The 15154-nt window shown below is 55.1% G+C and carries 12 protein-coding genes; 6 read left to right on the top strand and 6 right to left on the bottom strand.

The annotated features are described in order from the left end of the window. Positions 1–13 precede the first annotated feature (13 nt). The 6 genes from PSR62_RS17465 to PSR62_RS17490 form a co-directional block, all read right to left on the bottom strand. The gene (locus PSR62_RS17465) at positions 14–1054 is read right to left on the bottom strand and encodes a tyrosine-type recombinase/integrase (RefSeq protein ID WP_338020217.1); all 1041 of its coding nucleotides are present in this window, start codon (positions 1052–1054) and stop codon (positions 14–16) included. Between the two features lie 438 nt (positions 1055–1492). After that, positions 1493–2641 carry an IS91 family transposase gene (locus PSR62_RS17470; protein WP_274403800.1) on the bottom strand — a complete coding sequence of 383 codons (1149 nt, stop codon included), beginning with the start codon at positions 2639–2641 and terminating at the stop codon, positions 1493–1495. A gap of 14 nt (positions 2642–2655) precedes the next feature. Next, positions 2656–3696, bottom strand: a complete 1041-nt coding sequence (locus PSR62_RS17475) for a tyrosine-type recombinase/integrase (protein WP_338020217.1) — start codon at positions 3694–3696, stop codon at positions 2656–2658. A 438-nt stretch (positions 3697–4134) separates the two neighbouring features. Next, the gene (locus PSR62_RS17480) at positions 4135–5283 is read right to left on the bottom strand and encodes an IS91 family transposase (protein ID WP_274403800.1); all 1149 of its coding nucleotides are present in this window, start codon (positions 5281–5283) and stop codon (positions 4135–4137) included. A 14-nt stretch (positions 5284–5297) separates the two neighbouring features. Beyond that, positions 5298–6338 (bottom strand): tyrosine-type recombinase/integrase, encoded by a 1041-nt coding sequence (locus PSR62_RS17485; RefSeq protein ID WP_338020217.1) that lies wholly within the window; start codon positions 6336–6338, stop codon positions 5298–5300. Positions 6339–6520: 182 nt separating this feature from the next. Continuing rightward, positions 6521–7117, bottom strand: a complete 597-nt coding sequence (locus PSR62_RS17490) for a hypothetical protein (protein WP_274404290.1) — start codon at positions 7115–7117, stop codon at positions 6521–6523. Positions 7118–7251: 134 nt separating this feature from the next. Here PSR62_RS17490 and PSR62_RS17495 point away from each other — a divergent pair, with 134 nt between their 5' ends. From PSR62_RS17495 to PSR62_RS17520, 6 genes are all read left to right on the top strand, one after another. Beyond that, positions 7252–8292 carry a tyrosine-type recombinase/integrase gene (locus tag PSR62_RS17495; RefSeq protein WP_338020217.1) on the top strand — a complete coding sequence of 347 codons (1041 nt, stop codon included), beginning with the start codon at positions 7252–7254 and terminating at the stop codon, positions 8290–8292. A 14-nt stretch (positions 8293–8306) separates the two neighbouring features. Then, positions 8307–9455 (top strand): IS91 family transposase, encoded by a 1149-nt coding sequence (locus PSR62_RS17500; protein ID WP_274403800.1) that lies wholly within the window; start codon positions 8307–8309, stop codon positions 9453–9455. Positions 9456–9893: 438 nt separating this feature from the next. Beyond that, positions 9894–10934, top strand: a complete 1041-nt coding sequence (locus PSR62_RS17505; RefSeq protein ID WP_338020217.1) for a tyrosine-type recombinase/integrase — start codon at positions 9894–9896, stop codon at positions 10932–10934. 14 nt (positions 10935–10948) lie between these two features. Next, positions 10949–12097 carry an IS91 family transposase gene (locus tag PSR62_RS17510; protein WP_274403800.1) on the top strand — a complete coding sequence of 383 codons (1149 nt, stop codon included), beginning with the start codon at positions 10949–10951 and terminating at the stop codon, positions 12095–12097. Between the two features lie 539 nt (positions 12098–12636). Next, a complete protein-coding gene (locus PSR62_RS17515; protein WP_274404291.1) occupies positions 12637–13971 on the top strand; it encodes a hypothetical protein in 1335 nt (444 codons plus the stop codon). A 151-nt stretch (positions 13972–14122) separates the two neighbouring features. Beyond that, positions 14123–15064, top strand: a complete 942-nt coding sequence (locus PSR62_RS17520; protein WP_274404292.1) for an IS30 family transposase — start codon at positions 14123–14125, stop codon at positions 15062–15064. The last annotated feature ends 90 nt before the right edge of the window (positions 15065–15154 follow it).

Consider the following 15154-nt stretch of genomic DNA (forward strand, 5'->3'; position numbering starts at 1 on the left):
TGCCAGAGCGGGTTTACTCGCCGCTGCCTGGTAGCCTACCGAACAACTTTTCGATTTCTTCACGAGCGTTGGCCTCGGCCGTATCAGTCAAATGCAGGTACACCATCGTGGTCTGCAGCGACGAATGCCCCAAGTACTTTTGAATCACCTTCAGCCCCACGCCCGCTTCGAGCAAGTGCGTCGCATAGGAATGACGCAGCGTATGAATGCTGACCTTCTTGCCAAAGCGGAGGTTTTTCGTGATCTGCTTCATTGCTCCTTGAACGGCCGTTTCGCTCATCGGAGTCGTCGCTTGACTGACGCCGTCTTTGGCAAGGCTGTGGTTTCGGCCATCTGCCGGAAACAGAAAGCTTGGATGTCGGTGACTTGCCCAGTAGTTTCGCAGAAGTCGAACGGTCGTCGTCGGCAGCGGGACATACCGGTCCTTGGCTCCCTTGCCACGATGGACATGGACCCAGCCTCGCTGGGCGTCGATGTCACTGACCTGCAAATGCAGCGCTTCATTGAGTCGCAGTCCCAGCGAATAGACGGTCCAGAAATAGACGAACATTCGCCGCGTGGTCGCCGAGCCGATCAGTTCATGAACCTGATCGATCGTCAGCACCTCCGGCAACGTGGTGATGTTTTGGAGCTTGAGCATCTTGATGATTTCCCAGTCACGCTTGCAGGTGTGCGTGAACAAGAATTTGATGCCTGAGAAGGCCACCCGGAGCGATCCATAAGCAAAGTTGCGTTCGTTTTTGAGGTGCAAGAAGAACTGCCGCACATGCTGCTCGGTCACCTGATCGGGACTGCAACCGGCGAAATCGGAGAGCTGCCTGACCGCTCGGATGTAGCCATCGTGAGTTCGCTTGGCCTTGCCGGTCAGGTGCAAGTCTTCGGAGAGTCTCAGGCGAAGACTTTCCGGGAAGTGAACTCCAGGTGCATTTTGCGGATTGTTTGAGCTAGAATTGGACATGTTGTGTTCCTTTTCAGGAGGAGTTGCTGAGCTGTTCCCAGCGAACAGCTCCTCCTGAAAGGTTGCTTCCAGCAATCCGCAACGCGTCCGTTCCACCATCAATTTGAAACCGCCGCGCTAGCGGCTTACTTGAACCAATAAGGATTTGACTTCGCGTGGATGCGGCGGTTGAGTCTCTTTCTCTTTCATGTTGCTTCGTTCGTCGCGGTTCAAAACGCGTCGCCTAGCCGAAGCTCAAGTCCTCTGTTCAAGATGCCCGGGGGTAAATGGCGAGGCGTTGATTGAGGATCTCTTGGGAATTGCTTCCCGGCTGCGTTCTCTAACGAAGAGGCAGGTTGGTTTTGAAGTAGGTGAATTGCTGATCGGCCGTTTGCTCTGTGCCTGTTCCGCTGGCGACGAGTTGGATGGAAGCGGATTGACGCTCATTGCCCGATTAATTTTGAGCTTGAGATTGCTGTCGCGACATACCTTCCTCCTTCGCCCTCCTGAAGACGTTCGAATTCGACCGGTCATTTCACTTCCCCGGTTCATGCGTTACCCACTGTCGTAGTAAGTCAGCCCATGCTCGGGACGGATGCCCTGCGACGACAACGATGTGTAGCTGACCTCAATCGCTCGCATGATCCCGCCGCACAGGCGACACTTCATCGGTGCGGTCAGTGGTTCAACCTGTGGCGCGTAGCCACTGCCCAGCCAGAAAGTCCAGCCAAGCATCAGCCACACCAACCACTTCACCTCCTCGACCTTCACCTTGCTGTTGCCGCTCATCCACCCGTAATGACGAATCTTCATGAAGTTCGTCGGCAACACGTGCTGCAAGAAGTCGCCCACGAACTCTTCGCCGGCAACCTCTTTGTTCTGAACCACGTTTCCCTTGCGACGAATTTGGTACGTCACCGTTTCTGAGTTGACATCGATGATCCGGCTGTCGTTGATCGCGACTCGATGAACGTACGGTGCCAGGTACTTCAGCGTTGGAACGCCGTGCCCGACCGCCTGGATGTCGACGACGAAGTCTTTCGTCCAAGTCTCGCGATCGACTTGGTCATACAGCCCAGCGGCACGAAGCTCATCGGCCAGCTTCGCTTTGTAGACGCGGATCAGCGTGCCGTGATGGAACAAGAAGTTCTCCGGTGTGCTCTGCCATGATTCGGCATTGCCTTGCTCATCCAGTTTCACTCCGCCGCCAGGAACGACATAGTGAACGTGCGGATGATAGACCGCCGGGTCACGGCCCCAGGTGTGCAGCACGCCGAAGAATCCAAGCTGGCATCCTTTCAGGCTCTTGGTTGCCGCGCCCACATCGCGAATGCTCTGACTGCTGGCATCGAACAAGCATCGGTAGCCGTCACGTTGGTGAACGCGCAGCACCAAGCCGATCTCCCGGGGCACCGTGAAAGTGACCAAGAAGTGATGAACCGGCATCAGCTTGGCAGACTGCGTTTCAATCCAAGCCTGCGTCTTCTCGTGACCGCAGTTTGGGCAGTGCCGATTGCCACACGAACGTCCGACCCAGTGATCGCTTCCGCAACCGCCGCACTGGTAGTGAACACCACCCAGTGCACCGGTGCGACAACGAGTGATCGCGCCAAGAACTTTATCTTCGGCGACCGAGATCGAATCGGCGTGTTGCTGCAGGTATGCCGGTGCGAATTGCCGAAGAGCCTCCGCAACCGTGGGCATTTGCCAGAGCGGGTTTACTCGCCGCTGCCTGGTAGCCTACCGAACAACTTTTCGATTTCTTCACGAGCGTTGGCCTCGGCCGTATCAGTCAAATGCAGGTACACCATCGTGGTCTGCAGCGACGAATGCCCCAAGTACTTTTGAATCACCTTCAGCCCCACGCCCGCTTCGAGCAAGTGCGTCGCATAGGAATGACGCAGCGTATGAATGCTGACCTTCTTGCCAAAGCGGAGGTTTTTCGTGATCTGCTTCATTGCTCCTTGAACGGCCGTTTCGCTCATCGGAGTCGTCGCTTGACTGACGCCGTCTTTGGCAAGGCTGTGGTTTCGGCCATCTGCCGGAAACAGAAAGCTTGGATGTCGGTGACTTGCCCAGTAGTTTCGCAGAAGTCGAACGGTCGTCGTCGGCAGCGGGACATACCGGTCCTTGGCTCCCTTGCCACGATGGACATGGACCCAGCCTCGCTGGGCGTCGATGTCACTGACCTGCAAATGCAGCGCTTCATTGAGTCGCAGTCCCAGCGAATAGACGGTCCAGAAATAGACGAACATTCGCCGCGTGGTCGCCGAGCCGATCAGTTCATGAACCTGATCGATCGTCAGCACCTCCGGCAACGTGGTGATGTTTTGGAGCTTGAGCATCTTGATGATTTCCCAGTCACGCTTGCAGGTGTGCGTGAACAAGAATTTGATGCCTGAGAAGGCCACCCGGAGCGATCCATAAGCAAAGTTGCGTTCGTTTTTGAGGTGCAAGAAGAACTGCCGCACATGCTGCTCGGTCACCTGATCGGGACTGCAACCGGCGAAATCGGAGAGCTGCCTGACCGCTCGGATGTAGCCATCGTGAGTTCGCTTGGCCTTGCCGGTCAGGTGCAAGTCTTCGGAGAGTCTCAGGCGAAGACTTTCCGGGAAGTGAACTCCAGGTGCATTTTGCGGATTGTTTGAGCTAGAATTGGACATGTTGTGTTCCTTTTCAGGAGGAGTTGCTGAGCTGTTCCCAGCGAACAGCTCCTCCTGAAAGGTTGCTTCCAGCAATCCGCAACGCGTCCGTTCCACCATCAATTTGAAACCGCCGCGCTAGCGGCTTACTTGAACCAATAAGGATTTGACTTCGCGTGGATGCGGCGGTTGAGTCTCTTTCTCTTTCATGTTGCTTCGTTCGTCGCGGTTCAAAACGCGTCGCCTAGCCGAAGCTCAAGTCCTCTGTTCAAGATGCCCGGGGGTAAATGGCGAGGCGTTGATTGAGGATCTCTTGGGAATTGCTTCCCGGCTGCGTTCTCTAACGAAGAGGCAGGTTGGTTTTGAAGTAGGTGAATTGCTGATCGGCCGTTTGCTCTGTGCCTGTTCCGCTGGCGACGAGTTGGATGGAAGCGGATTGACGCTCATTGCCCGATTAATTTTGAGCTTGAGATTGCTGTCGCGACATACCTTCCTCCTTCGCCCTCCTGAAGACGTTCGAATTCGACCGGTCATTTCACTTCCCCGGTTCATGCGTTACCCACTGTCGTAGTAAGTCAGCCCATGCTCGGGACGGATGCCCTGCGACGACAACGATGTGTAGCTGACCTCAATCGCTCGCATGATCCCGCCGCACAGGCGACACTTCATCGGTGCGGTCAGTGGTTCAACCTGTGGCGCGTAGCCACTGCCCAGCCAGAAAGTCCAGCCAAGCATCAGCCACACCAACCACTTCACCTCCTCGACCTTCACCTTGCTGTTGCCGCTCATCCACCCGTAATGACGAATCTTCATGAAGTTCGTCGGCAACACGTGCTGCAAGAAGTCGCCCACGAACTCTTCGCCGGCAACCTCTTTGTTCTGAACCACGTTTCCCTTGCGACGAATTTGGTACGTCACCGTTTCTGAGTTGACATCGATGATCCGGCTGTCGTTGATCGCGACTCGATGAACGTACGGTGCCAGGTACTTCAGCGTTGGAACGCCGTGCCCGACCGCCTGGATGTCGACGACGAAGTCTTTCGTCCAAGTCTCGCGATCGACTTGGTCATACAGCCCAGCGGCACGAAGCTCATCGGCCAGCTTCGCTTTGTAGACGCGGATCAGCGTGCCGTGATGGAACAAGAAGTTCTCCGGTGTGCTCTGCCATGATTCGGCATTGCCTTGCTCATCCAGTTTCACTCCGCCGCCAGGAACGACATAGTGAACGTGCGGATGATAGACCGCCGGGTCACGGCCCCAGGTGTGCAGCACGCCGAAGAATCCAAGCTGGCATCCTTTCAGGCTCTTGGTTGCCGCGCCCACATCGCGAATGCTCTGACTGCTGGCATCGAACAAGCATCGGTAGCCGTCACGTTGGTGAACGCGCAGCACCAAGCCGATCTCCCGGGGCACCGTGAAAGTGACCAAGAAGTGATGAACCGGCATCAGCTTGGCAGACTGCGTTTCAATCCAAGCCTGCGTCTTCTCGTGACCGCAGTTTGGGCAGTGCCGATTGCCACACGAACGTCCGACCCAGTGATCGCTTCCGCAACCGCCGCACTGGTAGTGAACACCACCCAGTGCACCGGTGCGACAACGAGTGATCGCGCCAAGAACTTTATCTTCGGCGACCGAGATCGAATCGGCGTGTTGCTGCAGGTATGCCGGTGCGAATTGCCGAAGAGCCTCCGCAACCGTGGGCATTTGCCAGAGCGGGTTTACTCGCCGCTGCCTGGTAGCCTACCGAACAACTTTTCGATTTCTTCACGAGCGTTGGCCTCGGCCGTATCAGTCAAATGCAGGTACACCATCGTGGTCTGCAGCGACGAATGCCCCAAGTACTTTTGAATCACCTTCAGCCCCACGCCCGCTTCGAGCAAGTGCGTCGCATAGGAATGACGCAGCGTATGAATGCTGACCTTCTTGCCAAAGCGGAGGTTTTTCGTGATCTGCTTCATTGCTCCTTGAACGGCCGTTTCGCTCATCGGAGTCGTCGCTTGACTGACGCCGTCTTTGGCAAGGCTGTGGTTTCGGCCATCTGCCGGAAACAGAAAGCTTGGATGTCGGTGACTTGCCCAGTAGTTTCGCAGAAGTCGAACGGTCGTCGTCGGCAGCGGGACATACCGGTCCTTGGCTCCCTTGCCACGATGGACATGGACCCAGCCTCGCTGGGCGTCGATGTCACTGACCTGCAAATGCAGCGCTTCATTGAGTCGCAGTCCCAGCGAATAGACGGTCCAGAAATAGACGAACATTCGCCGCGTGGTCGCCGAGCCGATCAGTTCATGAACCTGATCGATCGTCAGCACCTCCGGCAACGTGGTGATGTTTTGGAGCTTGAGCATCTTGATGATTTCCCAGTCACGCTTGCAGGTGTGCGTGAACAAGAATTTGATGCCTGAGAAGGCCACCCGGAGCGATCCATAAGCAAAGTTGCGTTCGTTTTTGAGGTGCAAGAAGAACTGCCGCACATGCTGCTCGGTCACCTGATCGGGACTGCAACCGGCGAAATCGGAGAGCTGCCTGACCGCTCGGATGTAGCCATCGTGAGTTCGCTTGGCCTTGCCGGTCAGGTGCAAGTCTTCGGAGAGTCTCAGGCGAAGACTTTCCGGGAAGTGAACTCCAGGTGCATTTTGCGGATTGTTTGAGCTAGAATTGGACATGTTGTGTTCCTTTTCAGGAGGAGTTGCTGAGCTGTTCCCAGCGAACAGCTCCTCCTGAAAGGTTGCTTCCAGCAATCCGCAACGCGTCCGTTCCACCATCAATTTGAAACCGCCGCGCTAGCGGCTTACTTGAACATACAGATGGACGCTAGCACAACAGCACCCTTGAACCATACTTCAGTCGGATAACGTCGCCGATCACGGGGCGGCGACGAGGAATGTTCAATTGTCACAAAACGCGACTTCGCCGCTCCCGTGCATCGGAATGGTTCGCCGCATTACCAGTATCGGGCGCTGATATAAGTGTCACCACTGGATGGTACATGCCAGAGGGTGTAGCCGCCACCTCGGTCAGAACGCCTGACGTACACTTCCAGCATTGATGGGTCGTAGATCCAGCCGGTATCTGGAAAACGATCGCTGAAAACTTGCTGGCTCAATTCGATCATGTGCTGCTGCTGCCACTGAGGACCGCCTAATTTTGGCAGCCATTCATCATCGTCATGGTGTTGATTCAAGTCTGGACGCAATGAACGACGCTCGTCGACCCAAGATCGCAACGACGGAGTGTCGATGGCAAATTTCGCCCAGTGACCCGCGCCATTTCGATAAAGAATAATGTCCGTAGCATCTGCTGGAAACTCAATGTATCCATCCCTGGGAACCTTAGACGCGTTTGCGTAATCGAATCGACCGTAACGTTGCAAGTCGACAACTGCCATCACTCCGACGCAGGATGGGATGAAGAGGAGCATACCGGCAAGAGTCAGCCAAGAAATTCGCTTTGGTGATCGAAGTGTCATCGCACCCAGGCACCAAAGAACCGCGAAGGCAGCTACCGTAATCTGGAAGGGCAGGACGAGTGGTGCAAACATTCAGTCAGTCGGCGAACGTTTGGATTCACGGGGTCGGGCCGTGAAAAGTTTGATCTGTCAAAACGCGTGACACCCGACTCCCGTGCAATCCATTGGTTCAAGTAAGCCGCTAGCGCGGCGGTTTCAAATTGATGGTGGAACGGACGCGTTGCGGATTGCTGGAAGCAACCTTTCAGGAGGAGCTGTTCGCTGGGAACAGCTCAGCAACTCCTCCTGAAAAGGAACACAACATGTCCAATTCTAGCTCAAACAATCCGCAAAATGCACCTGGAGTTCACTTCCCGGAAAGTCTTCGCCTGAGACTCTCCGAAGACTTGCACCTGACCGGCAAGGCCAAGCGAACTCACGATGGCTACATCCGAGCGGTCAGGCAGCTCTCCGATTTCGCCGGTTGCAGTCCCGATCAGGTGACCGAGCAGCATGTGCGGCAGTTCTTCTTGCACCTCAAAAACGAACGCAACTTTGCTTATGGATCGCTCCGGGTGGCCTTCTCAGGCATCAAATTCTTGTTCACGCACACCTGCAAGCGTGACTGGGAAATCATCAAGATGCTCAAGCTCCAAAACATCACCACGTTGCCGGAGGTGCTGACGATCGATCAGGTTCATGAACTGATCGGCTCGGCGACCACGCGGCGAATGTTCGTCTATTTCTGGACCGTCTATTCGCTGGGACTGCGACTCAATGAAGCGCTGCATTTGCAGGTCAGTGACATCGACGCCCAGCGAGGCTGGGTCCATGTCCATCGTGGCAAGGGAGCCAAGGACCGGTATGTCCCGCTGCCGACGACGACCGTTCGACTTCTGCGAAACTACTGGGCAAGTCACCGACATCCAAGCTTTCTGTTTCCGGCAGATGGCCGAAACCACAGCCTTGCCAAAGACGGCGTCAGTCAAGCGACGACTCCGATGAGCGAAACGGCCGTTCAAGGAGCAATGAAGCAGATCACGAAAAACCTCCGCTTTGGCAAGAAGGTCAGCATTCATACGCTGCGTCATTCCTATGCGACGCACTTGCTCGAAGCGGGCGTGGGGCTGAAGGTGATTCAAAAGTACTTGGGGCATTCGTCGCTGCAGACCACGATGGTGTACCTGCATTTGACTGATACGGCCGAGGCCAACGCTCGTGAAGAAATCGAAAAGTTGTTCGGTAGGCTACCAGGCAGCGGCGAGTAAACCCGCTCTGGCAAATGCCCACGGTTGCGGAGGCTCTTCGGCAATTCGCACCGGCATACCTGCAGCAACACGCCGATTCGATCTCGGTCGCCGAAGATAAAGTTCTTGGCGCGATCACTCGTTGTCGCACCGGTGCACTGGGTGGTGTTCACTACCAGTGCGGCGGTTGCGGAAGCGATCACTGGGTCGGACGTTCGTGTGGCAATCGGCACTGCCCAAACTGCGGTCACGAGAAGACGCAGGCTTGGATTGAAACGCAGTCTGCCAAGCTGATGCCGGTTCATCACTTCTTGGTCACTTTCACGGTGCCCCGGGAGATCGGCTTGGTGCTGCGCGTTCACCAACGTGACGGCTACCGATGCTTGTTCGATGCCAGCAGTCAGAGCATTCGCGATGTGGGCGCGGCAACCAAGAGCCTGAAAGGATGCCAGCTTGGATTCTTCGGCGTGCTGCACACCTGGGGCCGTGACCCGGCGGTCTATCATCCGCACGTTCACTATGTCGTTCCTGGCGGCGGAGTGAAACTGGATGAGCAAGGCAATGCCGAATCATGGCAGAGCACACCGGAGAACTTCTTGTTCCATCACGGCACGCTGATCCGCGTCTACAAAGCGAAGCTGGCCGATGAGCTTCGTGCCGCTGGGCTGTATGACCAAGTCGATCGCGAGACTTGGACGAAAGACTTCGTCGTCGACATCCAGGCGGTCGGGCACGGCGTTCCAACGCTGAAGTACCTGGCACCGTACGTTCATCGAGTCGCGATCAACGACAGCCGGATCATCGATGTCAACTCAGAAACGGTGACGTACCAAATTCGTCGCAAGGGAAACGTGGTTCAGAACAAAGAGGTTGCCGGCGAAGAGTTCGTGGGCGACTTCTTGCAGCACGTGTTGCCGACGAACTTCATGAAGATTCGTCATTACGGGTGGATGAGCGGCAACAGCAAGGTGAAGGTCGAGGAGGTGAAGTGGTTGGTGTGGCTGATGCTTGGCTGGACTTTCTGGCTGGGCAGTGGCTACGCGCCACAGGTTGAACCACTGACCGCACCGATGAAGTGTCGCCTGTGCGGCGGGATCATGCGAGCGATTGAGGTCAGCTACACATCGTTGTCGTCGCAGGGCATCCGTCCCGAGCATGGGCTGACTTACTACGACAGTGGGTAACGCATGAACCGGGGAAGTGAAATGACCGGTCGAATTCGAACGTCTTCAGGAGGGCGAAGGAGGAAGGTATGTCGCGACAGCAATCTCAAGCTCAAAATTAATCGGGCAATGAGCGTCAATCCGCTTCCATCCAACTCGTCGCCAGCGGAACAGGCACAGAGCAAACGGCCGATCAGCAATTCACCTACTTCAAAACCAACCTGCCTCTTCGTTAGAGAACGCAGCCGGGAAGCAATTCCCAAGAGATCCTCAATCAACGCCTCGCCATTTACCCCCGGGCATCTTGAACAGAGGACTTGAGCTTCGGCTAGGCGACGCGTTTTGAACCGCGACGAACGAAGCAACATGAAAGAGAAAGAGACTCAACCGCCGCATCCACGCGAAGTCAAATCCTTATTGGTTCAAGTAAGCCGCTAGCGCGGCGGTTTCAAATTGATGGTGGAACGGACGCGTTGCGGATTGCTGGAAGCAACCTTTCAGGAGGAGCTGTTCGCTGGGAACAGCTCAGCAACTCCTCCTGAAAAGGAACACAACATGTCCAATTCTAGCTCAAACAATCCGCAAAATGCACCTGGAGTTCACTTCCCGGAAAGTCTTCGCCTGAGACTCTCCGAAGACTTGCACCTGACCGGCAAGGCCAAGCGAACTCACGATGGCTACATCCGAGCGGTCAGGCAGCTCTCCGATTTCGCCGGTTGCAGTCCCGATCAGGTGACCGAGCAGCATGTGCGGCAGTTCTTCTTGCACCTCAAAAACGAACGCAACTTTGCTTATGGATCGCTCCGGGTGGCCTTCTCAGGCATCAAATTCTTGTTCACGCACACCTGCAAGCGTGACTGGGAAATCATCAAGATGCTCAAGCTCCAAAACATCACCACGTTGCCGGAGGTGCTGACGATCGATCAGGTTCATGAACTGATCGGCTCGGCGACCACGCGGCGAATGTTCGTCTATTTCTGGACCGTCTATTCGCTGGGACTGCGACTCAATGAAGCGCTGCATTTGCAGGTCAGTGACATCGACGCCCAGCGAGGCTGGGTCCATGTCCATCGTGGCAAGGGAGCCAAGGACCGGTATGTCCCGCTGCCGACGACGACCGTTCGACTTCTGCGAAACTACTGGGCAAGTCACCGACATCCAAGCTTTCTGTTTCCGGCAGATGGCCGAAACCACAGCCTTGCCAAAGACGGCGTCAGTCAAGCGACGACTCCGATGAGCGAAACGGCCGTTCAAGGAGCAATGAAGCAGATCACGAAAAACCTCCGCTTTGGCAAGAAGGTCAGCATTCATACGCTGCGTCATTCCTATGCGACGCACTTGCTCGAAGCGGGCGTGGGGCTGAAGGTGATTCAAAAGTACTTGGGGCATTCGTCGCTGCAGACCACGATGGTGTACCTGCATTTGACTGATACGGCCGAGGCCAACGCTCGTGAAGAAATCGAAAAGTTGTTCGGTAGGCTACCAGGCAGCGGCGAGTAAACCCGCTCTGGCAAATGCCCACGGTTGCGGAGGCTCTTCGGCAATTCGCACCGGCATACCTGCAGCAACACGCCGATTCGATCTCGGTCGCCGAAGATAAAGTTCTTGGCGCGATCACTCGTTGTCGCACCGGTGCACTGGGTGGTGTTCACTACCAGTGCGGCGGTTGCGGAAGCGATCACTGGGTCGGACGTTCGTGTGGCAATCGGCACTGCCCAAACTGCGGTCACGAGAAGACGCAGGCTTGGATTGAAACGCAGTCTGCCAAGCTGATGCCGGTTCATCACTTCTTGGTCACTTTCACGGTGCCCCGGGAGATCGGCTTGGTGCTGCGCGTTCACCAACGTGACGGCTACCGATGCTTGTTCGATGCCAGCAGTCAGAGCATTCGCGATGTGGGCGCGGCAACCAAGAGCCTGAAAGGATGCCAGCTTGGATTCTTCGGCGTGCTGCACACCTGGGGCCGTGACCCGGCGGTCTATCATCCGCACGTTCACTATGTCGTTCCTGGCGGCGGAGTGAAACTGGATGAGCAAGGCAATGCCGAATCATGGCAGAGCACACCGGAGAACTTCTTGTTCCATCACGGCACGCTGATCCGCGTCTACAAAGCGAAGCTGGCCGATGAGCTTCGTGCCGCTGGGCTGTATGACCAAGTCGATCGCGAGACTTGGACGAAAGACTTCGTCGTCGACATCCAGGCGGTCGGGCACGGCGTTCCAACGCTGAAGTACCTGGCACCGTACGTTCATCGAGTCGCGATCAACGACAGCCGGATCATCGATGTCAACTCAGAAACGGTGACGTACCAAATTCGTCGCAAGGGAAACGTGGTTCAGAACAAAGAGGTTGCCGGCGAAGAGTTCGTGGGCGACTTCTTGCAGCACGTGTTGCCGACGAACTTCATGAAGATTCGTCATTACGGGTGGATGAGCGGCAACAGCAAGGTGAAGGTCGAGGAGGTGAAGTGGTTGGTGTGGCTGATGCTTGGCTGGACTTTCTGGCTGGGCAGTGGCTACGCGCCACAGGTTGAACCACTGACCGCACCGATGAAGTGTCGCCTGTGCGGCGGGATCATGCGAGCGATTGAGGTCAGCTACACATCGTTGTCGTCGCAGGGCATCCGTCCCGAGCATGGGCTGACTTACTACGACAGTGGGTAACGCATGAACCGGGGAAGTGAAATGACCGGTCGAATTCGAACGTCTTCAGGAGGGCGAAGGAGGAAGGTATGTCGCGACAGCAATCTCAAGCTCAAAATTAATCGGGCAATGAGCGTCAATCCGCTTCCATCCAACTCGTCGCCAGCGGAACAGGCACAGAGCAAACGGCCGATCAGCAATTCACCTACTTCAAAACCAACCTGCCTCTTCGTTAGAGAACGCAGCCGGGAAGCAATTCCCAAGAGATCCTCAATCAACGCCTCGCCATTTACCCCCGGGCATCTTGAACAGAGGACTTGAGCTTCGGCTAGGCGACGCGTTTTGAACCGCGACGAACGAAGCAACATGAAAGAGAAAGAGACTCAACCGCCGCATCCACGCGAAGTCAAATCCTTATTGGTTGAACAGAGGACTTGAGCTTCGGCTAGGCGACGCGTTTTGAACCGCGACGAACGAAGCAACATGAAAGAGAAAGAGACTCAACCGCCGCATCCACGCGAAGTCAAATCCTTATTGGTTTGCAATATTCCTGCTTGGCCATGAAACTTCATAGCGACAACGAGTCGATCAAGTCGGGCGAACTGTCACTCCTAGCAATTGTCGAGACTGTCGTTGCTGCATCGCTTTTTGTGTGGTTAGTATCAACAACGGATTCAGGGAAGCTTTTTTTCGCGGGTGCGTTGATTCTGCCACTCGGGTTGATTCAAACTCCGCAGTCAAAACTGAGGCTTAGGCGATGGTGGCGTATACTTGAAAGTAGACTGATCGCGTTTGCCAAACCGAAGTGGGAAGCATTTCGGGCTCTCGAGCCGGTGCTTATCGCCCGCGACGGATCCAAAGTAGACGCCTGGAATGCTACGCCCGGCACTGATCTATCGCGTGCTGAGAACGATGGGCAAGTGGTCGCTAACGTTGCTGTTTTGCTTTATCACGTTCCATTTTCAATTGCGGTTTGGGTTCTCTTTGTTTTCCTGGGATTGGCAGTTCTGTCATGCTTTCTCGTTCTCACCTTCGCCTTCGGCGTAGCTGCGACGACGATTTACGTTGCAGCATCGTTTCTGACGTTCATTAAGCGTCCTCTGATCTCGCTATACGCGATACCCACAAATTACAGCAGGCTTTGCCTTTGCGTTGATATATTCAACGAGCCTGCGATCATTCCAGAATCGTATCAGGATAGGTTCGCTACGACTGGGTTGCTGCGACCCTACAAAAAGATTCGGCCGACACGGGACTCGAATGATCACTTGATTCCAAAATGGGTAATCGGTCGCAGAGCCTTGCTCTTTTATGAACGGGCATTGAGTCGTGTCTTTGACTTGCTTACGTTTCCCTTCGCTTTCGCAATCGCGATAGCAAGTCGTATAAGCGTAAAATCATCGTCCGTTATGTATGGAACTATCGCCCTGCTATGGGCAAATAGGGTTTCCGCAGACGGGGCCTTTGAGTTCCTGCAAGGATTTAGGGATTCAAAGCTGAATCGAGCTCGTGCATTTTGGGCTGGATGCGGTGTCTTGCTCTTCGTCACGAAACTCGCGATTTACATCAAGTTTCCTGTAATTCACACTCCTTACGCCAGGCTCAATGGTTTACTGGACTGGTTCGTATTGCCGGAGTCCCTTCCTGCGTGGCAACTGGCTGGTGTCGTGCACGCCGCAATCTTTCTCGCGCTGTTTTTCGGAGTTGATGCCGGCGTGAAGACGATTGGCTCAAGGGAGAGTGCGGGGTACCGCTGCGCGGTTTTCGTTAATTCGTGCCTGCTTCTTCTTGCTGGTTTGTCTGCGTATATATGCATTTGCGTTGTGGTACTTTGCGGCTTCGCGATAATGCGAACAGGATTGCCTGAGCTGTCGCCGTATTTCCCGACTAGGTGATTCCACGACGTGTGAATTCAAGCCCGAAACGCAATTTTTAGAGCACTGAAAAAACGAAAGGTTTTTCAGTGCCCCCTGGCGGAAGACCGACTGAGCCCGCCAAGCTGTTTGGAGCTTCAAATCCCAACAACTCAGACGGACTCAGTCAGCTATGGCACATCTTACCTTTCATCAACGCGTTGTCATCTCTGTCATGCAGCGAGACGGCAAGAAACAGAAAGAGATCGCTGAAGCAATTGAAGTCTCTCCCTCGACTGTTTCTCGTGAACTGGCAAGGAACCATGTCACCGGCAAGCACTATCACCCATTGCATGCCGAACGCCGAGCCAACTTCCTGAAGGAAAGACCATCGGTCGTCAGCAAGTTGGAGGACCCAGATCTCTTTGAGGTCGTGTCTGAGAAACTCGCTCTGAACTGGAGTCCTGAGCAAATCAGTGGGTATCTTTCGAAGCAGGCCGGCAAGCTTCAAATCAGCCACCAAACGATCTACAAGTATCTTTGGTCTTTGGATCGAAACCACCCATTTCGCAAAGCGATGCGGCGGAGCGGGCGTCGCAATCGCAAGCAAAAGCCAGGTTTTATCCGCAAGCAAGCTGCTGACCGCGTATCGATTCACGACCGCCCGAAGGTTGCCAGCAACCGAAAACGCATTGGCGACTGGGAGCTCGATCTCGTGGTCTGCAAGAAGAGCACGGGCTACTTGGTGACTGCCGTGGACCGCAAGACTGGCTACACCTTGGTCGGTCGCTGCAAGAAGAAGTCATCGCGTTTGGTGATGGATACGATCCGGTCGATGTTCAACAAGGTGCCGGAGAAGCACATCAAGACAATGACCTTCGACAATGGCACCGAATTCTTCTACCATCGATTGCTCCCCTCATGGTTTAACGTCAAGGTGTTTTTCGCGGATCCATACTGCAGTGGCCAACGAGGGACCAATGAGAACACCAATGGTCTGCTGCGGCAGTACTTCCCAAAGGGAGTGGACTATGGTTCGATCAGCTGGCAGCAGGTACGCAAAGCCGCTATGCTGCTAAACCTACGACCCCGTAAACGTCACGGCTATCAGACACCGGCGTCGCTCTTCGAATGATTTCGCAAAAAATTGCGTTTCGGATTTGAATTCACAAAGACGGGGAACAATCCGATGCACCCGAGTCGGCGAGTCAGGGCGTTTTGCCAG

Source organism: Rhodopirellula sp. P2 (assembly GCF_028768465.1).
In the GTDB taxonomy this organism is placed as follows: domain Bacteria; phylum Planctomycetota; class Planctomycetia; order Pirellulales; family Pirellulaceae; genus Rhodopirellula.

Coding starts and splice junctions, on each gene's coding strand:
- PSR62_RS17520 (WP_274404292.1), top strand. CDS start 14,123: ATGGCACATCTTACCTTTCATCAACGCGTTGTCATCTCTGTCATGCAG.
- PSR62_RS17500 (WP_274403800.1), top strand. CDS start 8,307: ATGCCCACGGTTGCGGAGGCTCTTCGGCAATTCGCACCGGCATACCTG.
- PSR62_RS17470 (WP_274403800.1), bottom strand. CDS start 2,641: ATGCCCACGGTTGCGGAGGCTCTTCGGCAATTCGCACCGGCATACCTG.
- PSR62_RS17510 (WP_274403800.1), top strand. CDS start 10,949: ATGCCCACGGTTGCGGAGGCTCTTCGGCAATTCGCACCGGCATACCTG.
- PSR62_RS17490 (WP_274404290.1), bottom strand. CDS start 7,117: ATGTTTGCACCACTCGTCCTGCCCTTCCAGATTACGGTAGCTGCCTTC.
- PSR62_RS17515 (WP_274404291.1), top strand. CDS start 12,637: ATGAAACTTCATAGCGACAACGAGTCGATCAAGTCGGGCGAACTGTCA.
- PSR62_RS17480 (WP_274403800.1), bottom strand. CDS start 5,283: ATGCCCACGGTTGCGGAGGCTCTTCGGCAATTCGCACCGGCATACCTG.